This window comes from Paeniglutamicibacter sp. NPDC091659, from assembly GCF_044756805.1.
In the GTDB taxonomy this organism is placed as follows: domain Bacteria; phylum Actinomycetota; class Actinomycetes; order Actinomycetales; family Micrococcaceae; genus Paeniglutamicibacter.
This window is the reverse complement of sequence record NZ_JBIVTO010000011.1, coordinates 100,987-121,095: the sequence shown is the minus strand read 5'-3', so window position 1 is coordinate 121,095 and position 20,109 is coordinate 100,987. Positions and strand designations below refer to the sequence as shown.

Annotated in this window: 20 protein-coding genes; 2 read left to right on the top strand and 18 right to left on the bottom strand. The window is 66.5% G+C overall.

Annotated elements, in window-relative coordinates; translation table 11 throughout:
- Positions 1 to 48 precede the first annotated feature (48 nt).
- The 17 genes from ACIQLF_RS18030 to ACIQLF_RS17950 all read right to left on the bottom strand — a co-directional run bounded on the left by ACIQLF_RS18030 (position 49) and on the right by ACIQLF_RS17950 (position 16,933).
- Positions 49 to 1,332: a dicarboxylate/amino acid:cation symporter gene (locus ACIQLF_RS18030; RefSeq protein ID WP_400301447.1), complete on the bottom strand. Its 1,284-nt coding sequence runs from the start codon at positions 1,330 to 1,332 to the stop codon at positions 49 to 51.
- Positions 1,333 to 1,505: 173 nt separating this feature from the next.
- Positions 1,506 to 2,321, bottom strand: coding sequence for a sulfite exporter TauE/SafE family protein (locus ACIQLF_RS18025; protein ID WP_400301445.1), 816 nt, complete (start codon positions 2,319 to 2,321; stop codon positions 1,506 to 1,508).
- A gap of 2 nt (positions 2,322 to 2,323) precedes the next feature.
- Positions 2,324 to 4,123, bottom strand: coding sequence for a proline--tRNA ligase (locus ACIQLF_RS18020; RefSeq protein ID WP_400301443.1), 1,800 nt, complete (start codon positions 4,121 to 4,123; stop codon positions 2,324 to 2,326).
- 247 nt (positions 4,124 to 4,370) lie between these two features.
- The gene (locus ACIQLF_RS18015) at positions 4,371 to 5,162 is read right to left on the bottom strand and encodes a hypothetical protein (RefSeq protein ID WP_400301441.1); all 792 of its coding nucleotides are present in this window, start codon (positions 5,160 to 5,162) and stop codon (positions 4,371 to 4,373) included.
- Positions 5,163 to 5,402: 240 nt separating this feature from the next.
- Positions 5,403 to 6,164, bottom strand: a complete 762-nt coding sequence (locus tag ACIQLF_RS18010) for a sensor domain-containing protein (protein WP_400301438.1) — start codon at positions 6,162 to 6,164, stop codon at positions 5,403 to 5,405.
- 62 nt (positions 6,165 to 6,226) lie between these two features.
- Positions 6,227 to 7,036: a hypothetical protein gene (locus tag ACIQLF_RS18005; protein ID WP_400301436.1), complete on the bottom strand. Its 810-nt coding sequence runs from the start codon at positions 7,034 to 7,036 to the stop codon at positions 6,227 to 6,229.
- 120 nt (positions 7,037 to 7,156) lie between these two features.
- On the bottom strand, positions 7,157 to 8,065 hold the full coding sequence (locus ACIQLF_RS18000) for a GNAT family N-acetyltransferase (protein WP_400301433.1): 909 nt from the start codon (positions 8,063 to 8,065) through the stop codon (positions 7,157 to 7,159).
- Complete coding sequence (gene ispG / locus ACIQLF_RS17995; RefSeq protein WP_400301431.1) at positions 8,019 to 9,185, bottom strand: flavodoxin-dependent (E)-4-hydroxy-3-methylbut-2-enyl-diphosphate synthase; 1,167 nt, start codon at positions 9,183 to 9,185, stop codon at positions 8,019 to 8,021. The genes ACIQLF_RS18000 and ispG overlap by 47 nt, the downstream gene beginning before the upstream one ends.
- Before the next feature lie 71 nt (positions 9,186 to 9,256).
- A complete protein-coding gene (locus tag ACIQLF_RS17990) occupies positions 9,257 to 9,556 on the bottom strand; it encodes a YciI family protein (protein WP_209995904.1) in 300 nt (99 codons plus the stop codon).
- Positions 9,557 to 9,831: 275 nt separating this feature from the next.
- The gene (locus ACIQLF_RS17985; RefSeq protein ID WP_387533291.1) at positions 9,832 to 10,029 is read right to left on the bottom strand and encodes a DUF1059 domain-containing protein; all 198 of its coding nucleotides are present in this window, start codon (positions 10,027 to 10,029) and stop codon (positions 9,832 to 9,834) included.
- Positions 10,030 to 10,092: 63 nt separating this feature from the next.
- The gene (locus tag ACIQLF_RS17980; RefSeq protein WP_400301426.1) at positions 10,093 to 10,455 is read right to left on the bottom strand and encodes a cupin domain-containing protein; all 363 of its coding nucleotides are present in this window, start codon (positions 10,453 to 10,455) and stop codon (positions 10,093 to 10,095) included.
- 261 nt (positions 10,456 to 10,716) lie between these two features.
- Entirely contained in the window at positions 10,717 to 12,096 is a 1,380-nt protein-coding gene (locus tag ACIQLF_RS17975; RefSeq protein WP_400301424.1) for a M50 family metallopeptidase, read from the bottom strand.
- Positions 12,093 to 13,310 carry a 1-deoxy-D-xylulose-5-phosphate reductoisomerase gene (dxr, locus tag ACIQLF_RS17970; RefSeq protein ID WP_400301584.1) on the bottom strand — a complete coding sequence of 406 codons (1,218 nt, stop codon included), beginning with the start codon at positions 13,308 to 13,310 and terminating at the stop codon, positions 12,093 to 12,095. Before dxr ends, ACIQLF_RS17975 begins: the two co-directional genes overlap by 4 nt.
- Positions 13,311 to 13,469: 159 nt before the next feature.
- The gene (locus ACIQLF_RS17965; RefSeq protein WP_400301422.1) at positions 13,470 to 13,883 is read right to left on the bottom strand and encodes a universal stress protein; all 414 of its coding nucleotides are present in this window, start codon (positions 13,881 to 13,883) and stop codon (positions 13,470 to 13,472) included.
- Positions 13,880 to 15,427, bottom strand: a complete 1,548-nt coding sequence (locus ACIQLF_RS17960) for a tripartite tricarboxylate transporter permease (RefSeq protein WP_400301419.1) — start codon at positions 15,425 to 15,427, stop codon at positions 13,880 to 13,882. Before ACIQLF_RS17960 ends, ACIQLF_RS17965 begins: the two co-directional genes overlap by 4 nt.
- Positions 15,420 to 15,926, bottom strand: a complete 507-nt coding sequence (locus ACIQLF_RS17955) for a tripartite tricarboxylate transporter TctB family protein (RefSeq protein WP_400301417.1) — start codon at positions 15,924 to 15,926, stop codon at positions 15,420 to 15,422. The genes ACIQLF_RS17960 and ACIQLF_RS17955 overlap by 8 nt, the downstream gene beginning before the upstream one ends.
- A gap of 2 nt (positions 15,927 to 15,928) precedes the next feature.
- Positions 15,929 to 16,933, bottom strand: coding sequence for a Bug family tripartite tricarboxylate transporter substrate binding protein (locus tag ACIQLF_RS17950; RefSeq protein ID WP_400301415.1), 1,005 nt, complete (start codon positions 16,931 to 16,933; stop codon positions 15,929 to 15,931).
- Between the two features lie 180 nt (positions 16,934 to 17,113).
- Between ACIQLF_RS17950 and ACIQLF_RS17945 the strand changes: the two genes are divergently transcribed.
- Complete coding sequence (locus ACIQLF_RS17945; protein WP_400301412.1) at positions 17,114 to 18,757, top strand: ATP-binding protein; 1,644 nt, start codon at positions 17,114 to 17,116, stop codon at positions 18,755 to 18,757.
- A complete protein-coding gene (locus ACIQLF_RS17940; RefSeq protein WP_400301409.1) occupies positions 18,754 to 19,509 on the top strand; it encodes a response regulator in 756 nt (251 codons plus the stop codon). Before ACIQLF_RS17945 ends, ACIQLF_RS17940 begins: the two co-directional genes overlap by 4 nt.
- A 27-nt stretch (positions 19,510 to 19,536) precedes the next feature.
- Here ACIQLF_RS17940 and ACIQLF_RS17935 read toward each other — a convergent pair whose 3' ends face one another.
- Positions 19,537 to 20,067 carry a MaoC family dehydratase gene (locus ACIQLF_RS17935; RefSeq protein ID WP_400301407.1) on the bottom strand — a complete coding sequence of 177 codons (531 nt, stop codon included), beginning with the start codon at positions 20,065 to 20,067 and terminating at the stop codon, positions 19,537 to 19,539.
- Positions 20,068 to 20,109: the final 42 nt, after the last annotated feature.

The window sequence follows — 20,109 nt, the reverse complement described above, 5'->3', positions numbered from 1 at the left end:
GATGTTGCTGGGCAACATCGGCATCACGCGCAAAACGGCTGGTACGGGTTACTCGGCCAGGTGGTGCGGCTCGGCCGTGCTGCCCTTGGCCGGCTCGACGGCCTCGTCGGCCTCATCCTGGGCCTGCGTGCCGAGGTGGCCGCGGGTGAGCTTGTTCATGATGAGCGCGATGGCGCCGTCGCCGGTCACGTTGGTGGCCGTGCCGAAGCTGTCCAGTGCGATGTACGCGGCGAACATCAGGCCGACCTCGACCTCGCCGAAGCCGAGCATCTGCGCGAGCAGGCCGGCCGCCGCGGCGATCGCGCCGCCGGGAACGCCCGGCGCCGCGATCATCATGACGCCGAGCATCAGGATGAACGGCATGTACGCCGCGAAGGAGACGTCGCCGCCGGTGAGCAGCAGCACCGCGATCGAGAAGCAGGTGATCTTGACCATCGAACCGGAGAGGTGGATGGTGGCGCACAGCGGGATCACGAAGCCGGCAACCGAGTCGGAGACGCCGTTCTTCTTGGTCGAGGCGAGCGTGACCGGGATCGTCGCGGCCGACGAGGAGGTGCCCAGGGCGGTGAAGTACGCGTCGCGCATGTTCCACAGTGCCTTGAGCGGGTTCTGCCCCGTCATCGAGCCCGCAATGGTGTACTGCAGCAGCAGCACGACGAGGGTCAGCGCGAAGGACACCAGGGCGACGAGCGCGAACTTCGTGACGACGGTGATGGCCGCGCCGCTTGCCGAGAGGTCCATGAAGATGCCGAAGATGAACAGCGGCAGCGCGGGCACGAGGATGCGGCGGATCACGGACTCGATGACCGTGCGGAACTCGACGGCCCCGCGGAAGATCACCTTGCTGTGGAACGCGGTGATGCCGACGCCGAGCACGAAGGCGAGCACCAGGGCGCTCATCACGTCGATGACCGGCGGGAGCACGATCTCGGTTGCCGAGTCGCCGGCCTTGGCCACGACCGTCAGGAACGGGGTGAAGCCGGAGCCGCCTTCTTCGCCGAGGGCCTCAAGTCCGCGGCCCGACAGCGTCGGGGTGAACAGCCAGCGGCTCGTGAAGTAGGCGAGCAGGCCGGCGATGATCGTGGAGCCGTACGCGATTCCCGCGGTGATCCCGAGCCACTTGCCGGCGCCCTTGCCGAGCTCGGCGATGGCGGGCGTGACCAGGCCCAGGATGATCAGTGGCACGATGAAGCCGAGGAACCCCGAGAAGATCGAGTTGTACGTCAGGAACACCCCGCCGAGCCACGCGGGCATCACCGGGCCGGTCAGGATGCCCAGCACGATGGCTATGACAATCCAGCCGAGTAGGGGGATCGATTTCAGCAGTTTCATTGGGGGATGTCCTCAAGTCGACGGGAGCGGCGTGTGGGAATGGGCAAACGCGTTGTGGCGCAGCCCACGCCTCAGCAATAATAGTGTGGTGCACGCCATTCCCCTAAATCCGAGGGGGTCCCCGTCCCTCGCCAGCGCCTGCTGGCCCGGCACTCTGGCGGGGACCGCAGGCGCTATCTCGCCGGGAACAGCACGTCGTAGCCGAGTTTGAGGATCAGCGCGCCGACCACGCTCAGGAACACGATGCGGATGAACCTGCTGCCCTTGGACACGGCCATGCGGGCGCCCAGGTAGCCGCCGCACATGTTGGCCACGCCCAGCACCAGCCCGATCCCCCACAGCAGGTGCCCCGAGGGCAGGAAGAACGCCAGCGCGCCGAGGTTGGTGGCCATGTTGACGATCTTCGCCTTGGCGCTGGCGGCCAGGAAGTTGTAGCCCAGCAGCGCAACCATGGCGATGATCAGGAACGATCCGGTGCCCGGGCCGATCAGCCCGTCGTAGCCTCCGATGACCAGGCCGATGGCGGCGGCCACCGCATAGTGCTGCCGCCCGGTGTAGCGCAGCTGCGTCAGCTCCCCGGCGGTCGGCTTGAAGACCGTGAACAGGCCCACCGCGACCAACGCCGCGATGATCACGGGCTTGATGACCTCGGCGGGCAGCAGCGTGGCAAGGATCGCCCCGCCGAAGGAGCCGGCCAGCGCCACCGCCGCCATCGGTATGGCGGTCCTCAGGTCGGGGTGGGCGCGCCTGTAGTAGGTGATGGCGCTGGTGGTGGTGCCGAAGATGGAACCCATCTTGTTGGTGGCCAGCGCCTGCACCGGGCTCATGCCCGGCACCAGCAGCAGGGCGGGGAGCTGCAGCAGTCCCCCGCCGCCGACCACGGCATCCACCCATCCGGCGGCGAAGCCGGCCAGCACGATCAGCACAAGGGTTCCGGCCTGCATGTCCTGCAGGCCGGAACCCTCAAGCAGGCCGGTGGCCCCCAGCATGACTAGCCCTTGACGGTGCTGATCAGCTGGGCGACCACGTCGTCGACGGCGACGTCGGCGCGTTCGCCGGTGGCGCGGTCCTTGACCTCGACCAGGCCGTCGGCCAGGCCGCGGCCGATGACCACGATGGTCGGAACGCCGATGAGCTCCGCGTCGGAGAACTTCACGCCGGCGGAGACCTTCGGGCGGTCGTCGTAGATGACCTCGACGCCGGCTGCGTGCAGCTCGTCGGCGATCTTCTGGGCCGCCTCGAAGAGCTCGGCCTGCTTGCCGGTGACCACCAGGTGGACGTCGGCCGGTGCCACGTTGCGCGGCCAGACCAGGCCGTTCTCGTCGTGGTTGGACTCGGCCAGGGCGGCAACCGCACGGGTCACGCCCACGCCGTAGGAGCCCATGGTGACGACCTTGAGCTTGCCGTTCTGGTCCAGCACCTTCAGGTCCAGCGCTTCGGCGTACTTGCGGCCGAGCTGGAAGATGTGGCCCATTTCGATGCCGCGGGCGGTTTCCAGCGGGCCGGATCCGTCCGGTGCCGGATCCCCGGCGCGCACCTCGACGCACTCGATGGTGCCGTCCCAGGTGAAGTCGCGGCCGGCGACGAGGCCGAAGACGTGCTTGCCGTCCTCGTTGGCGCCGGTGACCCAGGCGGTGCCCGGCACGACGCGCGGGTCGACCAGGAACAGGATCTTGGAGGCGGACTCGAGGCCAAGCACTGCGGCGTCCAGGCCGTTGCCCGGGCCGATGTAGCCCTTGACCAGCGTCGGGTTCTTCTTCAGGTCGTCCTCGGTGGCAGCCTCGAGCTCGACCTCGCCGCCAACCTCGAGGTGCGAGGAGATGTTGGCCTCGACGCGCTTGAGGTCGACGTTGCGGTCGCCCGGCAGGCCGATGACAACCAGCTGGCGTTCGCCGGTGGGCAGCTTCGCGGCGATCACGACGTTCTTCAACGTGTCGGCCGCGGTCCATTCACCCTCGGCGCGCGCGGCAACCTGGTTGGAGACCTCCACCAGCGTCTCGATGGTCGGGGTGTCCGGGGTGTCCTTGACCTCGAACGCGGGGGCGTTCGTGAAGTCGATGTCCGCCGGGACGACGGTGGTCACTGCCTCGACGTTGGCCGCGTAGCCGCCGGCCGAACGCACGAAGGTGTCCTCGCCGATCGGGGTCGGGTGCAGGAATTCCTCGGACTTGGAGCCGCCCATGGCGCCCGCGGTGGCGAAGACCGGGAGGATCTCCAGGCCCAGGCGGGCGAAGATCTTCAGGTAGGCGCCGCGGTGCGCCTGGTAGGCCTCTTCCAGGCCCTCGTCATCGATGTTGAAGGAGTAGGAGTCCTTCATGATGAATTCGCGGCCGCGCAGCAGGCCCGCGCGGGGACGTGCCTCGTCGCGGTACTTGTTCTGGATCTGGTACAGGTAGGCCGGCAGGTCCTTGTAGGAGCTGTACAGGTCCTTGACCAGGAGGGTGAACATTTCCTCGTGGGTGGGGGCCAGCAGGTAGTCGGCACCCTTGCGGTCCTTGAGGCGGAACAGGCCGTCGCCGTACTCGGTCCAGCGGTTGGTGGCCTCGTAGGGTTCGCGCGGCAGCAGTGCCGGGAACTGGACTTCCTGGGCGCCGATGGCGTTCATTTCCTCGCGGACAATGTTTTCCACCTTCTTCAGCACCTTCAGGCCCAGCGGCAGCCAGGTGTAGATGCCGGGTGCGGCACGGCGAATGTAGCCGGCGCGCACGAGCAGCCTGTGGCTGGCAACCTCGGCGTCGACCGGATCTTCGCGCAACGTGCGCAGGAACAGTGTGGAGAGTTTCAGGACCACGCTAACTTTCCATTTCCGCGGCCCGTCTCCGGACCACAACATAGTTGGGTGTGCGCGATTCGTAGAAAGGCACAAGGCTTTTGCCCGCCGGAATCCACCTGCGGGCCGCCCGCTCATCGGACTCGTTCCCGGCAGGCGGGAGCAGGTTCCGGCGATGCGGGCATGGCTGAACACGGTGGTGCCTTGGGCACTGCTTCCATCTTACGTTGGCTGACGCGGCCGGGACCTCACCCGCGGATCCGGCGGTCTACTTGTCGGCGATGTGCTTCAGTGCGGCGTTGATGGTTTTCTCGGCCTTCGTGAGCGCTGCGTCGATGTCCTTGGGCGCGGTGAGGATGACGGCAACCGCGTTGTTGCCGTCGAACCCGTAGACGCTCAGGGTTTTCACGGTCTGCCCCTCGACCTTGACCTTGCCGAGGCTGGCCATGGTTGTGTCTGCATCGGTCTTGGCCTTGGTGTCCTGCAGCATCGCGGAGGCTTCGCGGCCCTGGATTTCAAGGGTGAAGGTGGCGCACTCGTCGAAGGACTTCTTCTGCTTTGCTGCCATGTTCCGGACGTCCGATGCGGATCCGTAGGAGATGATGCTCACGCTGGTTGACGCTGCGCTTGCATTTCCGGGGACCACGAGCGCTGCCATGTTCACCGTCTCGAGTATCTCGGAAATGCCACCGGAGGCAAAGGCACCACAGGCCTCCGGCTTGACCTTCATGCTGGCGACGAACTGGTCCAGCTGGGCAGCTCCCGCTTTCAGTTCCGCGTCCTTCAGGATCTGGGCGCCGGCGGTTGCTTCATCGTCCTTGAGCGCGTTGGCTACCGCGAAGACCTCGTCGGCCGTCAGCTGCTTGCCTTCTGCCGCCGGCGTGCCGGCGGCAGAAGGGCTCGGCGCGGCAGCGGCATCGGTTGCCGCGGGGGTTTGCGTGGCGGACGGGGACTGCCCCACGGCGGGCTGGGTAGGCGCGGGCGCGCCCTGCGTGGCCGAGCAACCTGCCAGGGCGAGCGCCGCGGCAAGCGGCATGGCCCAGAGTGCAGTCTTCTTCATCGTTACCGCCCAACGGATAGGGGGTCCGCCGGCGCGCACCCGAAATTCGACTTGTTGATCACCCTACACAAACCGGTGCCCGGACAAAACGAACCCGGTGCCGCGGTTTCCAGTTCCGCCTCGACCGGTTTCGATTCCTTGGGGCCGACATGCAAAAGTGCCAGGCCCGGTTCCATGCGGCATTGCCGCTTGGAACCGAGCCGGGCACTTCAGGGTCGAAGCCTTGAGGTCGGCCGGGAGCTAGGAGGTCTTTTCCTCGATCATCGCCAAAACCGCGTTGACGAGATCCTGTGCCTGGGCGACGTCATCGGCTTCGTTGCTGCCGCCCATGACCGACACCGAAATCAGGTTGCGGCCATCCTGCGCGCTCACCGCGATGGTTGGGATTTCCCCGCCCGGAACCGAGACGACGCTGCGGTTGGCCTCGGTCACTGCGGCCTTCGTTTTTGCATTGATCTGGGAAACCTTCATCTCGACCGTCTGGCCCTGCATCGTCATGGAGAACTTCGAGCAGTCCTTGAGCATCTTCCGGCTCTGTGCGATGTTCGCCGCTGCGTCCGCCGGATCGGTGTAGGAAGCGATGGCCACCTGCACGCCTTCAACCACCGTGTCACCCGGCAACGCCAGGGTGACCATGTTCATCTTGTCGAATTCGGCCTTGAGGTCGGCCGACACGATCGATGCGCACTTGGCCGGTTCGATCTTCATGGATTTCATGCCCTGCTCGGCCACCGGAAGCTGCGCCCGCATGGCGTCTTCGTCAGCGATCTGCGCGTCGCTGTTGTCCCCGGCGATTTCCTGGGCGATGTCGGCCAGCGTCCGGGCATCCAGCTGTGCGCCCTTGGCCGGCTTTGCGACGTCGCCCGGGGTGGCGCTCGCTGTGGCCACGGTCTTGCCGTCCGCCGGCGCCGAGGGGTCCCCGGCGTCGGCTCCGCCCGAGGCGCAACCAGCGAGGGCGAACATCGCGGCAATCGTCAACGGCAGCAAGGCATTTTTGGTCATGGTGGAGGTCCTCAAGTTGGTGGGTGCGGGGTCTTGGGTTCGGGGCAACGCCATGAACTGCGTCAGGGCGTGGTGCCGGCCGCGGCTTCGCGATCGCGCAGGACCTTCAAGATCGCTTCGACGTCGGCAGTCGCCGATTTGGTCGCGGCGGCGGGGTTGGCCGAGGCCTTGCGGGTCGCCGTGACCATCACGTGGCCGTCGATGGCACGCACCGAGACCTGCTTGCTTTCGGATCCCCCGTTCTTCGTCACCATGAGGGTTCCGGCGCTGTAGGGTGCGCTGGTGTCCACCTTGAGATCCGAAAGCTTGGTCGTGATTTCCTGCCGCGGGCTACTGATCTTGTACTTGGCGCAGGACTGGTCCAGGTGCTGCTGCGCCGCCACGTCGGCGACCAGCGCATTGAGGTCGGCATAGGAGGCAATGGTGATGTCCCCGCCGATCTTTTCGGGGAGCGTCACGGCCGCCATGACCGCCTCGTTGAGCTGGTCCTTGAGGCTTCCGATGCCGTAGAGCCCGCATTCGCTTGGCACCACCGTGATCCCCTCGAGCCATTTTTCGGCCGCCGGGATTTGGGCGCGCAGGGCGGCGTCCGAGGTGAAGGCCGCGCCTTCCTGGGTCTTGGCCCATTCGCTCGTGGCGGCCTCAAGTTCCGGGCCCGCCACGTACCCCAGTTCGCCCGCGACGGTGGGGCTCGGTGATTGCGGGTTGGCGCCGGATTCGGACGTCGACCCGGGCGTGCTGCCCGGAGTCGGGTTCCCTGTTGTGCCGGCATCGGCGGTGCAACCTGCCAGAGCCAGCACCAAGCCCACGCCCGACGCCACCAGGAGAAGTGATCGGGATGGATTCTTGGCTCGGGGTGGTTTCGGCTTCACGTATATCTAGTCCATTCGGCGGCTTCTGCCGCGTATCGGCCGGGTTGGTTCTCTGTGGCTCTCCGGCAGGAGCTGGTCGGCTGCCACGGGCACGGTTCTTGGTGCTTTCGGCGCAGTACCTTAGAACAGGATAGTGGCGAACTCGCCGACTTCCTCGAACCCGGCCCGGCGGTATGTCGCAATGGCCGAGGCGTTGTAGTCATTGACGTAGAGGCTTGTCACGGGCGCAAGGCGCAGGGCGTACCGTGCCACGGCAGCCATGTACCCTGCCGCCAGCCCGCCACCGCGGTAGGCCGGGTTCATCCAGACGCCCTGGATCTGTGTGGCCCGTGCAGTGACCGTCCCGAGTTCGGCCTTGAAGCGGATCTCGCCTGCAGGATCGGTCTCGATCACCGAATGTTCGGCAAGGATCAGCGCCCTGATCCGGGAACGGTAGAACGCTCCCCCGTGCACCAGCGGCGAGTAACCAAGTTCCTCTTCAAACATGGTGGCGCAGGCCGGCAGCACCTTGTCGTATTCGTCGTCCCGGCTGGCCCGCAGCCCCTGGGCGGGGGCGATGGCGGGTTCCCCGGAGAGTGTCATCAGCGGCTGGTGCGGGCGGACGTTGAAGGCCGCGCGGGATCCCGTCGAAAGGACCTTCCAGATGCCCATGACGGCGTCGGACGGACCGAAACAGGAAGCGAAATTGCGGTCCAGCCGCAGCAACACCCGGCCGTATTCCTCGGCCTCGTCCGCATCGATGTTGACGGGAACGACGTTGGCGCCGACCCAGCATGCCGAGCGGAGGGTTCCGCCTTCAAAGCGGCCCAGGATCAGCGAACCGCCCAGACCGGGTCGCGCGGACCCGGTCAGGGCGAGTTGTGCATCGAGGAAGATGTTGCTGACGGGGTCGGTCGAAACGAGGGCGCGAAGAGCCGTGGTATCCGCATCGTCGAGGACGCGGATACCCTCGGAGAGCTGCTCTCCGCCCCCGGGGTTTCGTCTAGCTGACGGTAACCACGGGGCCACCTTGGACAGGATTTTCGCCATCAAGGTCCCCCATTTCCTCTGCCAAGCGCATTGCTTCTTCGATCAGTGTCTCAACGATCTGGTCTTCGGGCACCGTCTTGATGACTTCGCCCTTCACAAAGATCTGGCCCTTGCCGTTGCCGGAGGCCACGCCGAGGTCCGCTTCGCGTGCCTCACCCGGTCCATTGACGACGCAGCCCATGACGGCGACGCGCAGCGGAACTTCCATTCCCTCGAGTCCGGCGGTGACCTGGTCGGCCAGCGTGTACACGTCCACCTGGGCGCGGCCGCAAGACGGGCAGGACACGATTTCCAGCTTGCGCGGGCGCAGGTTCAGCGACTGCAGGATCTGCGCACCGACCTTGACTTCCTCGACCGGAGGGGCGGAAAGGGACACGCGGATGGTGTCGCCGATGCCCTTGGAGAGCAACGCACCGAAGGCGGTTGCCGACTTGATGGTGCCCTGGAAGGCCGGTCCGGCCTCCGTGACGCCCAAGTGCAACGGCCAGTCGCCGCGTTCGGCCAACAGCTCGTAGGCGCGGACCATGACGACGGGGTCGTTGTGCTTGACCGAGATCTTGAAGTCGTGGAAGTCGTGCTCCTCGAAGAGCGATGCTTCCCAGACCGCGGATTCCACGAGGGCCTCCGGGGTTGCCTTGCCGTACTTCTCCATCAGGCGCGGATCCAGCGACCCGGCGTTGACGCCGATGCGGATGGAGGTGCCGGCGGCCTTGGCGGCCGCGGCGATCTGCTTGACCTGGTCGTCGAACTTGCGGATGTTGCCGGGGTTCACGCGAACCGCGGCGCAACCGGCGTCGATGGCGGCGAACACGTATTTCGGCTGGAAGTGGATATCGGCGATGACCGGGATCTGCGACTTCTTGGCGATGATCGGCAGGGCCAGGGCATCATCGGCCGACGGGCAGGCAACGCGCACGATGTCGCAGCCGGTGGCCGTGAGCTCGGCGATCTGCTGCAGCGTGGCGTTGATGTCCGTGGTCGGGGTCGTCGTCATCGACTGGATGCTGACGGGGCTGTCCGAGCCCACGCCAACCGAACCGACCTTGATCTGTCGGGTCTTGCGGCGCGGGGTGAGGACTGGCGGGGGTGCCGATGGCATTCCGAGGCTGACCGGGGTCAAGATTTCCTCCGTGAAGTTGAGTGTGGAAGTTCTTCCATTATCCCCCGTGAATCAGGGGAATGCGGCTCGGCCTAGGCGTGGTGACTGAGCTCACCGGTGACGGGAACCCATCCGGTGATGCGCAGCGCGGCGATCGTGTTGTGGATATTGAACGGGTCGTTCTTCAGCGCCTCGCCCAGGGTTGCTTCGTCGGGGGCCGAGATCAGCAGCAGGGCGCCGCTTCCGTCGGTGTACGGCCCGGAGGCAACCAGGGTGATGGGGCCGTTTTCCGGCTTGAGGCTGGCCAGGAACTCGCGGTGCGCCGGACGGTGCTCGTCGCGCGTTGCATCGGTATTGGCGGCGTATACATACTCAACAGCAAAAACACTCATGCGCTACAGCCTAATGCTTTTAGCTGGGAATCCGGTTCCCGGGGTTCCGAACGAGCAATTCCGGCGAAATACGGTTTCGTTGCGGCACCGATCCTGGCCTGCATCGTTGCGTACAAGACCGCCTGGAACGGGATCCGGCGGGCAGCGGTCTCTCGCCCCTGGCACGTTCACGGATTCACGACAAACGGGACTGCACCAGCCAAGCAGTCCCGTGACCTCATCCTCTGGCATGCCGTGGAGGGAGACCCGGCATGGCATGTAGATTCCGGGGAATGTCATGCCATTGCGGCATCGACAGGCGTCATGCCCGCTTCGATTCCGGCCCGCAGTTCCGGTCCGTCCTCGTGTCCATGGGTCGTCACGGCGTGCAAGACCGCGAGCTCCAAGACTTCGTCATGTGTGCCGGCGATTGTCATCTGGCAGTTCATGTCACTAGGCATCTTGCGGCAGTCGACCATCATCCTGTCCATCATTCACCTCCTCGCATCTCCTGAAAATCACCTTTCCGCGAAAAACCGTTCCGCGGTGACCCAGCGTCATTCCGACGACTTGGCATAGTTCGATGCCCCGTACCAATCCACGGTGACAACCGGCTCATCGCCGACGACCCATGCGTCGTGGCCCTGCGGCAGGCTGGTCACGTCCCCTGGTCCCGCCAGGATCTCCTGCCCGTCGTTCATCCGGATCGCGAGCTTTCCGCTGACGTGGTACTGGAAATGCGGGGCTTCACAGCTCTCCGTACCGGCGATCGGCTTGACGTCGTTGGACCAACGCCAGCCCGGTTCAAGTGTCACACGGCCAACGGTACCCCCGGCCATCTCGAGGATCTCGACCTTGCCGTTCGGGAAAACCCGGGTCTCGGTCGGCGTCCCGAAATGTTCATGCTCTACTTTGCTCATATTCTCTACTCACCTCTTTTCCTCACGTTCCGCTTACAGTTTGTGCCTGCCAATGGGCCGGGGCAATGGGAACTGCAGCACATATGAGCATCGACCCGAGTTGGGCGGTCTTGGCCGAAATCCGCACGTGGCAAAGGCCCGAAGGTCGGTGTTTTCCAGCCTGCGGGAGAACACCGGCGGGAGACGGGGAGAACGCCAAAAACGGCGGTGCCGCGCCCCGGAATCCGGGACGCGGCACCGCCGTCTGCCTGTGGAGTTTTCCTAGCCGAAAATGTTGACCGGCTTGACGATGTCCGCGTAGATCAGCACGGCGCCCATGATCAGCATGCCCGTCGCGACAATGTACGTCAGCGGCAGCATCTTGGCGATGTCCACCGGCCCCGGATCGGGGCGGCGGAATAGCTTGGCAAAGGCGCGGCGCACGGACTCGAAGAGCGCACCGACGATGTGCCCGCCGTCAAGCGGAAGCAGCGGGATCAGGTTGAAGACGAACAGGGCGATGTTCAGCCCACCGATCAGCGAGACCAGCGAGGCCGCCTTGTCGGAGACGCCGATCTGGTCCATGGCACTGATTTCGCCGGCAATGCGGCCCACGCCGACCACGGAGATCGGGCCGTTCGGGTCGCGCGGGGCGTCGGAGAAGGCCGCCTGGCCGACCGCGATCACGCGTGCCGGCAGGTCCAGCACCACGTCGGCAACGCCCTGGATCTGTTTTCCGACGGCCGGAAGCACGTCGGTGACCGGCTGCGGGACGTTGCGGATCTGCGAACCCATACCGATGAATCCGACGGCCACCGTGGCGGGAGTGCCGTCCGCCTTCATCACGGCGCGGCCCTCCGCATCAAGCACCGGGCGTTCGGTCTTGTAGGGGGTGATGGTCGTGGAGTGCGCGACCCCGTCGCGCTCGTAGGTCAGCGGGACCGATTCGCCGGCACGTTCGCGGATGGCCTGGGTCAACCCCAGCCATTCGGTGGCGGCCACCGGCTTTCCGTCGAAGGAGGTGATGGTGTCGCCCGGGCGCAGCCCGGCGGCGTAGGCCGGGCCGGGTGCGTCGCTGGCCTTGCAGCCGTTGTTCACGGCCGGGTCGCGCTGGGCTTCCTGGCCCAGCGGAACCACGCACTGGTAGACCTCCGCCACGGTGCTGGTCTGCGAGGGGGCGCCGAACCCGACGGTGACGATGCCGATCATGAACACGCCGATCAGCAGGTTCATGAACGGGCCGCCGAACATGATGATGATGCGCTTGTACACGGGCAGCTTGTAGAACAGGCGGTTCTCGTCGCCCGGCTGCAGCTGCTCGGCCGCCGCGCTGCGGGCCTCGTCGGCCAGCTGCTGGAACATGCCGGTGGACGACTTGCGCAGCGCCGGAGCGTCGGTGGCCCCGACATTGCCCTTGTTCCTGGCAGGCGGGTACATGCCGATCATGGAGATGTAGCCGCCCAGCGGGATGGCCTTGAAACCGTATTCGGTGTCGCCGCGCTTGAAGGACCACAGCGTCTTGCCGAAGCCGATCATGTACTGCGGGACGCGCACGCCGAAAAGCTTGGCCGGCACCAGGTGCCCGACCTCGTGCAACCCGATGGACAGGCCGACGGCGACCACCATGATGGCCACACCGAGGATGAAAAGAAGAATGCTCACAGTGCTTCCAAACGTTTGGCGGCGGCGTTTCGTGCCCACGATTCGGCGGCAAGCACCGAGTCGAGGCTCAGCGCGCCGGGTTCGGGGGTGTAGGTCTGCAGGATCGCGTCGACGGTCTCGACGATGTCGGTGAAGCGGATGGCCCCGGCGTGGAAGGCCTCGACGGCTTCCTCGTTGACCGCGTTGTACACGGCCATGTGGGTGGGCGAGGCGGAGGCTGCGGCCTTGGCCAGCTCGATCGCGGGGAAAGCCCCGACGTCCAGCGGCTCGAAGGTCCAGGAGGCGGCGGTGGACCAGTCGCAGGGGCGGGTGGCACCGGGAACGCGGTGCGGCCAGCCGATGCCCAGGGCGATGGGCAGGGCCATGTCCGGCGGTGACGCCTGGGCGATGGTGGAACCGTCGATGAACTCCACCATGGAGTGCACGATCGACTGCGGATGCACCACGGCCTCGATGCGCTCCAGCGGCACGTCGAAGAGCAGGTGCGCCTCGATGACCTCGAGGGCCTTGTTGACCATGGTCGCGGAGTTGGTGGTCACCACCTTGCCCATGTCCCAGGTGGGGTGGGCCAGGGCCTGTGCGGGGGTGACATCGCGCAGGGCCTCGCGGCTCCAACCGCGGAAAGGGCCTCCGGAGGCGGTGACGATGAGCTTGCGGACCTCGTCGGGGGTGCCGGAGCGCAGCGCCTGCGCCAGTGCGGAGTGCTCGGAATCGACCGGCACCAACTGTCCGGGGGCGGCGGCCTGTTTGACCAGCTGGCCGCCGACGATCAGCGATTCCTTGTTGGCCAGCGCCAGCAGGTGGCCCGCGTTCAGCGCGGCGAGCGTCGGGGCCAGTCCGATGGACCCGGTGATGCCGTTGAGGACCACGTCCGCGTCCGGGAACCCGGCGATGGCCGCTGCGGCGTCGGGCCCGGCGAAAAGTTCGGGCGAGTAGTCGCTGGCGCCGGCGGCAGCCGCGGCTTGCCGGATGGCCCCGGCAAGCGCGTCGAGGTCCGGGTTGGCCGAGCCGACGGCCGGGGCACGGGTGGCGACGGCCTGCAGCGCGAGCAATTCCAGGTTGTAGCCGCCGGAGAGCGCGGCAACGGCAAAACGGTCGGGCGCCGCGGCGATGACCTCGAGGCCCTGGGTGCCGATGGAACCGGTGGAACCGATCAGCGTGACGCGCCGGATGGTTCCGGGCACCGGTTGGGCAAAGACGGCGGAAGGCTGCAGGTTGTTCACTTGTCCATTATGGTCGCTGTTTCTGTGCCGACCCAATGAGCCACGGCCCGAGACGGCCTGGATGCACGTGATGCCCGCCGTATGCCCGCCCTCGAAGAGGGGCACACGACGGGCATCACCGCGGTGGCGGGTGCCAAGCGCCAGGGCCGCCTAGACCTTGACCGCAAGCACATTGCATTCGGCCTGCAGCAGGATCCGTTGGGAGTCGGATCCCATGAGCATCTTGCCCACCGGCGAGCGCCGCCGCACCCCGATCACAATGAGTTCCGCGTCCGTTTCCTCCGCCGCGGCGATCACGTCGTCGGAAGCCAACTGGCTGGAGGTGAATTGGCGGACCTCGTGTTCGATGCCGCTGGCTTCGAGCGTTGCGTGCAGCTGTTCGAGGTCGTCGGCAAACGCGTAGTTCGGGTCCACGGTCCGGTCGGCGCGGGTCGAGTTGACGACCAACAGCCCGGCGCCGCGGCGCCGGCATTCGGTGATCGCCGCATCAAGCGCCGCGTCGCCGAGTCCGGTGGGAACGTATCCCAGCACAACGGTTCCGCGGGTTGCGTCCTGCAAGCTCATTTTGCCTCCTCAACGATCGGTTCGACGGGCAGCGCTTCCATCTTCCGCTGCGCCCGCTTGATGAAGAACGACGCGACGAACATGAGCACCAGCGCGCCGTAGACCACCCAGGTGAACGGGGTGGAGACCAGCGTCATCGGGTCGTTCTGCGAGATCTGCAGTCCGCGGCGCAACTGCACCTCGAACATCGGGCCAAGGATCATGGCGACCACCATGGGCGCGACGGGGTAGCCGTACTGCCGCATGAAGAAGCCGAGCACGCCGATGACCAGCAGGATGCCGACATCCATGATGGCGAAGTTCAGCGAGTACGCACCCAGGGCACCGAAGACCAGGATGCCGGCGTATAGGTAGGGGCGCGGGATCTGCAGGATCTTGACCCACAAGCCCACCAGCGGCAGGTTCAGCACCAGCAGCATCAGGTTGCCGATGTAGAGGCTGGCAATCAGCGCCCACACCAGGGCCCCGTTGGTTTCCATCAGCAGCGGACCCGGCTGGATCTGGTAGCGCTGGAAGGCGGTGAGCATCATCGCCGCGGTGGCCGTGGTGGGGATGCCCAGGGTCAGCAGCGGGACCAGCACGCCGGCGGCCGCAGCGTTGTTGGCGGCCTCCGGCCCGGCGACGCCCTCGATGGCGCCGCGGCCGAACTGCTTCCGGTTCTCGCCCTTGGCCAGCTTCCGCTCTGCGGCGTAGGACAGGAAGGTGGAGACGTCCGCCCCGCCGGCCGGGACCGTGCCGATCGGGAAGCCGATGAAGGTGCCGCGCAGCCATGGCTTCCAGGACCGCTTCCAGTCGTCCTTGCTCATCCACCTGGCGCTGTTGCCGGAGGAGGTGCCCATGCCCATGACCTCGACGGGTCCCTTGCGCATGCGGGCGGCGACGTAGAGCGCCTCCCCCACCGCGAAGAGCCCGACGGCGACCAGCACCACGTCGATGCCGTCGGTGAATCCGGCGAAACCGAAGGTGTAGCGCTGCTGCGCCGTGGTGTCGTCCACGCCGATGAGCCCGATGAACAGGCCCAGGGCCAGCGAGGCCATGCCGCGCAGGATCGAGGATCCCAGCAGCGCGCCGATGGTCAGGAACGCCACGACCATCAGCGCCACGAAGTCCACGGGTCCCAGGTTGATGGCGAAGTCGACGATCACCGGGGCCAGGAACGTCAGCAGCACCGTGGCGATGGTGCCGGCAACGAAGGAGCCGATGGCGGCGGTGGCCAGGGCGGCGGCCCCGCGCCCGGCCTTGGCCATCTTGTTGCCCTCCAGCGCCGTGACGATCGAGGCCGACTCCCCCGGGGTGTTCAGCAGGATCGAGGTTGTCGATCCGCCGTACATGCCGCCGTAGTAGATGCCCGCAAACACGATCATCGCGGCGGTCGGCTCAAGCGAGTAGGTGATCGGCATCAGCAGTGCCACGGTCATGGCCGGGCCGATGCCCGGCAGCACGCCGACGGCGGTGCCGATGAACACCCCGAAGAGCGCGTACAGCAGGTAGATGGGTTGCGCCGCCGTGGCGAAGCCCTCCATGAGCATGTTCAGGTTATCCATTGAGGAATTCAACGCCTTCCAGCAGCGGGCCGCGCGGGAGGGAGACCCCAAGCAACCCGCCAAAGAGGTACTGCAACACCAGGGCCAGCAGCACGCCGATGATCACCGAACGCCAGAACGGCTTGGCGCCCAGGGACCAGGCGGCACCGATGAACAGTGCTGCGGCGGCAACCGGCCAGCCGGCGGGTTCGATGAGCACAATGTGGATGATGACAAAGAAGGCGAGTTTGCCGATGGTGAGCCAGTCAGTGCTGGCATCTGCGTCAATGTCTTCGCCGTCCTCGGCAGCACCGAGCCGGCCGCGGAGGGCCTGGTAAACCAGGCCCGCTCCGAGGACCAGCAACAGTGTGCTCACGATGTAGGGGAAGGCCCGTGGGCCCATGCCGAACTCCAGGTCCGGAACCGCGATGGTTCCGGCGAAGATCACTCCCGCTACACCAAGTACTACGAAGACCAACGCAAAGAGAACTTCTCCGAGGTTCTTCTGCGCGGTCTGCATGCCTACTTGACCAGGCCGATCTCCGTGAGGGTCGTCTTGACCGTGGCGATGTCCTCGGTGAGGAAGGTCTTGAACTCGTCCCCGGCCAGGAACGCGTTGTCCCAGTTGTTGTCCTTCAGGGTCTTGGTCCAGGCCTCGGACTTGTTCAGTTCGGTGGCCAGCTCGGTGAGCTTCTTGGCCTGGGCCTCGTCGATGGAGCCCGGTGCGACCACGCCGCGCCAGTTGGTCAGCACCACGTCGATGCCCTGGTCCTTCAGCGGCTTCACGCCCGGCAGTGCGGGCGCCTCGACGGGACCGGAGACCGCAAGCGCGCGGACCTTGCCGGCCTTGACCTGTTCGGCGTATTCGCCGACGCCGGAGATGCCTGCCTGGACCTTGTTGCCCAGCAGGGCCGCGAGGGATTCGCCGCCGCCGGAGTAGCCGATGTAGTTCAGCGAGTCGGCGCCGATGCCCTGGGCCTTGAGGATCTGGCCGATCAGGATGTGGTCGGCACCGCCGGCCGAGCCGCCGGTGACGGCCACGCCCTTGCCCTTGGCCTTGATGTCGGCGACCAGGTCGCCGATGCTCTGGTACGGGCTGGACGCGGGAACGACGATGACCAGCGGCTCCTCGGTCAAGCGGGCGATCGGGGTGGTGTCCTCCAGGCGGGATGCCGAATTGTTGGTTTCCACGGAGCCGACCATCACGTACCCCATGACCATCAGGGTGTTCGGGTCCTTTTCGGTGGCCAGCTTGGCCAGGCCGTTGGTGCCGCCCGCGCCGCCGATGTTCACCACGTTGGCGGAGCCGACCTGCTTGTTGGCTGTGAGGTCCGCCTGCATGGCCCGGCCGGTCTGGTCCCAGCCGCCGCCCGGGTTCGCCGGGACGATGATGTTCAGCTTCTTGATGTCGCCCGCGGCGGCATCGCCGGAGCCCGAGGCCCCGCCGCAGGCCGAAAGGGACAGGGCAGCGGCGGCGACCGCGGCAACGATGGCTGTACGTCGGGTCATGGAGATTTTGGTTTTCACTGTCGGAACTTCCTTGTCCAAATATGCGAATGAAAGCACCGGAGTGTGTTGCGGATCACCATGGGTGCGAGGTTGAGGCTACAAACCTTCGAGTGCGCACCGGAAGCATGTGGTGATAGTGGTGGTATTGGTCATTTTGGTCGCGGGCGACAAAGTGACGGGGCGTGCAAAAATGGTGTGATGTTCCGCACCTCTTCGCTTCGCACCCACCTGATGTTGCTTCAGGTGGGCATCGTCTTCCTGGTGATCTCCGTGGCAGGGGTCGTGGCGGCATTGATGCAGGCCGATTCCATCCGCGACGCGCACCAGGCGCGGTTGATCGGCGTGGCCGAATCCGTGGCCAGGCTCCCGTCCGTCATCGAGGCATTCGACGACGCGGACCCGGCCCAGACCATCCAGCCCATCGCGGAACTGATCCGGCAGGCCTCGAACGTCACCTACGTGGTGGTCACCGACGCCAAGGGCATCCGCTATTCGCACCCGACCCCGGAACGCATCGGGGAACCGGTCTCCACCGACCCGTCCGTCCCGCTTTCCGGGGAGGTGTTTGTCGGAACCGAAAAGGGCACCCTGGGCACCTCCTGGCGCGTCAAGGTCCCTGTCTGGATCGACGGAAAGATTGCGGGCACGGCGTCGGTCGGAGTGCTCGAGTCCGAGCTGACCGCGGACCTGCTCGAGCGGCTTCCGGTCCTGGTGGGATGGCTCATCGGCGCCGCGGTGGTGGGAACCATCGGGGCGTTCAGCATTTCCCGACTGGTATGGCGGCGCATCCACCGGCAGGAGCCCGAACAGATCGCCGAGTTGCTGCAGTCGCGCGAGGCACTGCTGCACGGCGTGCGCGAGGGATTGATCGTCACCGACGCCGCGGGGACCATCACGCTGGTCAACGACGAGGCCAAGCGGCTGCTGGATCTCCGCTCCGAGGTCCTGGGCCTGCGCGCCGACGAGGTGCTTGAGGCGCCGATCGCCTCCCTGCTGGTCAACCAGTCGGAGGGCGAACAGCTGGTGTTGGCGGGCGAACGCATCCTGCTGGCCAAGGCCTCGGGCGGAACCGTGGGAGGCTCCCGGGTCGGTTCGATGCTGCTGCTGCGCGACCGCACCGAGCTGCACGGCGTGCTGCGGGACCTGGGCGGGGCACGGGACATGACCCAGGCCTTGCGCGCCCAGGCCCACGAGTTCTCCAACCGGATGCACGTGATCTCCGGGTTGCTTGAACTGGGGCAGGTGCGCGCGGCCGCCGATTTCATCGGCATCGCCGACACCTCCGGCTCCCCCACCGGCGCCGAGGCCCTGGCCTCCGTCGGCGATCCCGAACTCGGGGCGCTGCTGCTGGCCAAGGGTGCCATCTGCCGCGAAAAGGGCATCGAGCTGGTCATCGACGACGAATCGGCGCTCACCCCCTCGCAGCCGGCGTTGAGCCGCGACCTGATCACCATCCTGGGCAACCTGCTGGACAACGCCATCGAGGCCATCGTCCACCAGGGGCGCATCGAGCTGCTGGTGAGCGAGGAGGCGGACTCGAGCGTGTTGATCGAGATCCACGACGACGGTCCCGGTGTCGAACCCGGTTTGCGTGATTCGCTCTGGGACCTGGGCGCCAGCACCAAGGGCGCCGGCACCGAGCCCGCGGCCCGCGGCATCGGCCTGGCCCTGGTCCACCGCGTGGTCACCCGGCGCCGCGGAACCATCACCGTCGGAGACTCGGATCTCGGCGGGGCCGCCTTCACCGTGGTGTTGCCTCCGCCCACAGTGCTCCGCCCCCTCCACCCCGCCGCCATCGCCATTGCAAGCAGCGTTGCAAACCCCGCACAAGGAGCGCCATGAGCCCGATCCGCACAGTGATCATCGACGACGACCCGGCGGTGGCCGGTGTGCACCACGGCTTCCTCATGGCCCACGGCGCCTTCGAGGTCGTCGGCACGGCACACACCGGCGGGCAGGGGCTGGAAATGGTCAGGTCCCTGCGGCCCGACCTGTTGCTGCTGGACATCCACCTGCCCGATTTCAGCGGCCTTGATGTCCTGGCCAAGGCAAGGGCAGATGCCGGCGGCGACCTGTTGGACGTCTTTGCCATCACCGCGGCCCGGGAGCTGGCCACGGTCCGCAGCGCCCTGGCCGGCGGCGTCATCGAGTACCTGGTCAAGCCGTTCGGGTCCGCGGAGTTCAGGTCCCGCCTGGACAACTATGTCGCAAACCGCTCGGCGCTCCTGAAGCTGCGCGACTCCGAGCACGGCCTGGACCAGCAGAGCATCGACAGGCTGCGTTCGACGGTGCCGCAGGCGGACCCCGCGCAGGTCCGCCTGCAATCCCCCGTCGCACAACAAGCAGGGGCGCATTCGGCGGGACAGCCGCCCAAGGGCCTTTCGAGGACAACGCTGGATGCCGTGACCGATCTCCTGCGGGCTCCCGGGGCCGACTACTCGGCGGCGGAATTGGCCGCGGAGCTGGGCCTGGCACGGGTCAGCGCCAGACGCTACCTCGAGTACCTGGTCTCGGTATCCAAGGCCAAGCTCACCCCCAGATACGGAAGCGCCGGGCGCCCGGAAAACCGCTACTCCTGGAACCCCCGCCGGTGACGGAAGCCCCGCCGGGTCCAACCGGGACTAGGTCCAGTCAGGGTCTTCCCAGGTGCCCGCTTGCTGTTGCAGGTGTGCCTCGCGGGTGAACATCAGGCACACGCGCGTCGCCTCGCCGACGATGATGCCGTCTTGGTTGCGGCCCACGTGGTTGAAGGTGGCCACCCCGAGGCCCGGACGCGAGTTGGAGGGCCGCAGGTCCACCACGGACGTTTCGGTGTAGAGCGTGTCCCCCGGATAGAGCGGGTGCGGGAACCTGATGTCGGTGAGCCCGAGCTGGCCGACCAGGGTGCCCTGGGTCAGCTGCGACACGGACTGGCCCACCATGGTCGCAAGGGTGAACATGGAGTTCATGAGGCGGCGGCCAAAGGGCTGGGTCGCGGAGAATGCCGCGTCCAGATGCAGCGCCTGGGTGTTCATGCTCAGCGTGGTGAACAGGACGTTGTCGGTCTCGGTCATGGTTCGCCCGGGGGAATGCACATACAGGGCGTCTGCATCGAGCTCGTCGAAGTAGAGACCGCGTTGTTCGACCCGCTTGCCGAGATCATCGTTCATCATCTTGCTACCCCTTCAGTTCTTCCATCCCCCTACACCCGGTGT

Bases quoted from the DNA above. Each gene is read 5' to 3' on its own strand.
- ACIQLF_RS17960 (WP_400301419.1), bottom strand. From the start codon at position 15,427: ATGGATAACCTGAACATGCTCATGGAGGGCTTCGCCACGGCGGCGCAA.
- ACIQLF_RS17935 (WP_400301407.1), bottom strand. From the start codon at position 20,067: ATGATGAACGATGATCTCGGCAAGCGGGTCGAACAACGCGGTCTCTAC.
- ACIQLF_RS18010 (WP_400301438.1), bottom strand. From the start codon at position 6,164: ATGACCAAAAATGCCTTGCTGCCGTTGACGATTGCCGCGATGTTCGCC.
- ACIQLF_RS17940 (WP_400301409.1), top strand. From the start codon at position 18,754: ATGAGCCCGATCCGCACAGTGATCATCGACGACGACCCGGCGGTGGCC.
- ACIQLF_RS18015 (WP_400301441.1), bottom strand. From the start codon at position 5,162: ATGAAGAAGACTGCACTCTGGGCCATGCCGCTTGCCGCGGCGCTCGCC.
- ACIQLF_RS17955 (WP_400301417.1), bottom strand. From the start codon at position 15,926: ATGCAGACCGCGCAGAAGAACCTCGGAGAAGTTCTCTTTGCGTTGGTC.
- ACIQLF_RS17980 (WP_400301426.1), bottom strand. From the start codon at position 10,455: ATGAGCAAAGTAGAGCATGAACATTTCGGGACGCCGACCGAGACCCGG.
- ACIQLF_RS17985 (WP_387533291.1), bottom strand. From the start codon at position 10,029: ATGATGGACAGGATGATGGTCGACTGCCGCAAGATGCCTAGTGACATG.
- ACIQLF_RS17945 (WP_400301412.1), top strand. From the start codon at position 17,114: ATGTTCCGCACCTCTTCGCTTCGCACCCACCTGATGTTGCTTCAGGTG.
- ACIQLF_RS18030 (WP_400301447.1), bottom strand. From the start codon at position 1,332: ATGAAACTGCTGAAATCGATCCCCCTACTCGGCTGGATTGTCATAGCC.
- ACIQLF_RS17990 (WP_209995904.1), bottom strand. From the start codon at position 9,556: ATGAGTGTTTTTGCTGTTGAGTATGTATACGCCGCCAATACCGATGCA.
- ACIQLF_RS18025 (WP_400301445.1), bottom strand. From the start codon at position 2,321: ATGCTGGGGGCCACCGGCCTGCTTGAGGGTTCCGGCCTGCAGGACATG.
- ACIQLF_RS17965 (WP_400301422.1), bottom strand. From the start codon at position 13,883: ATGAGCTTGCAGGACGCAACCCGCGGAACCGTTGTGCTGGGATACGTT.
- ACIQLF_RS18000 (WP_400301433.1), bottom strand. From the start codon at position 8,065: ATGGCGAAAATCCTGTCCAAGGTGGCCCCGTGGTTACCGTCAGCTAGA.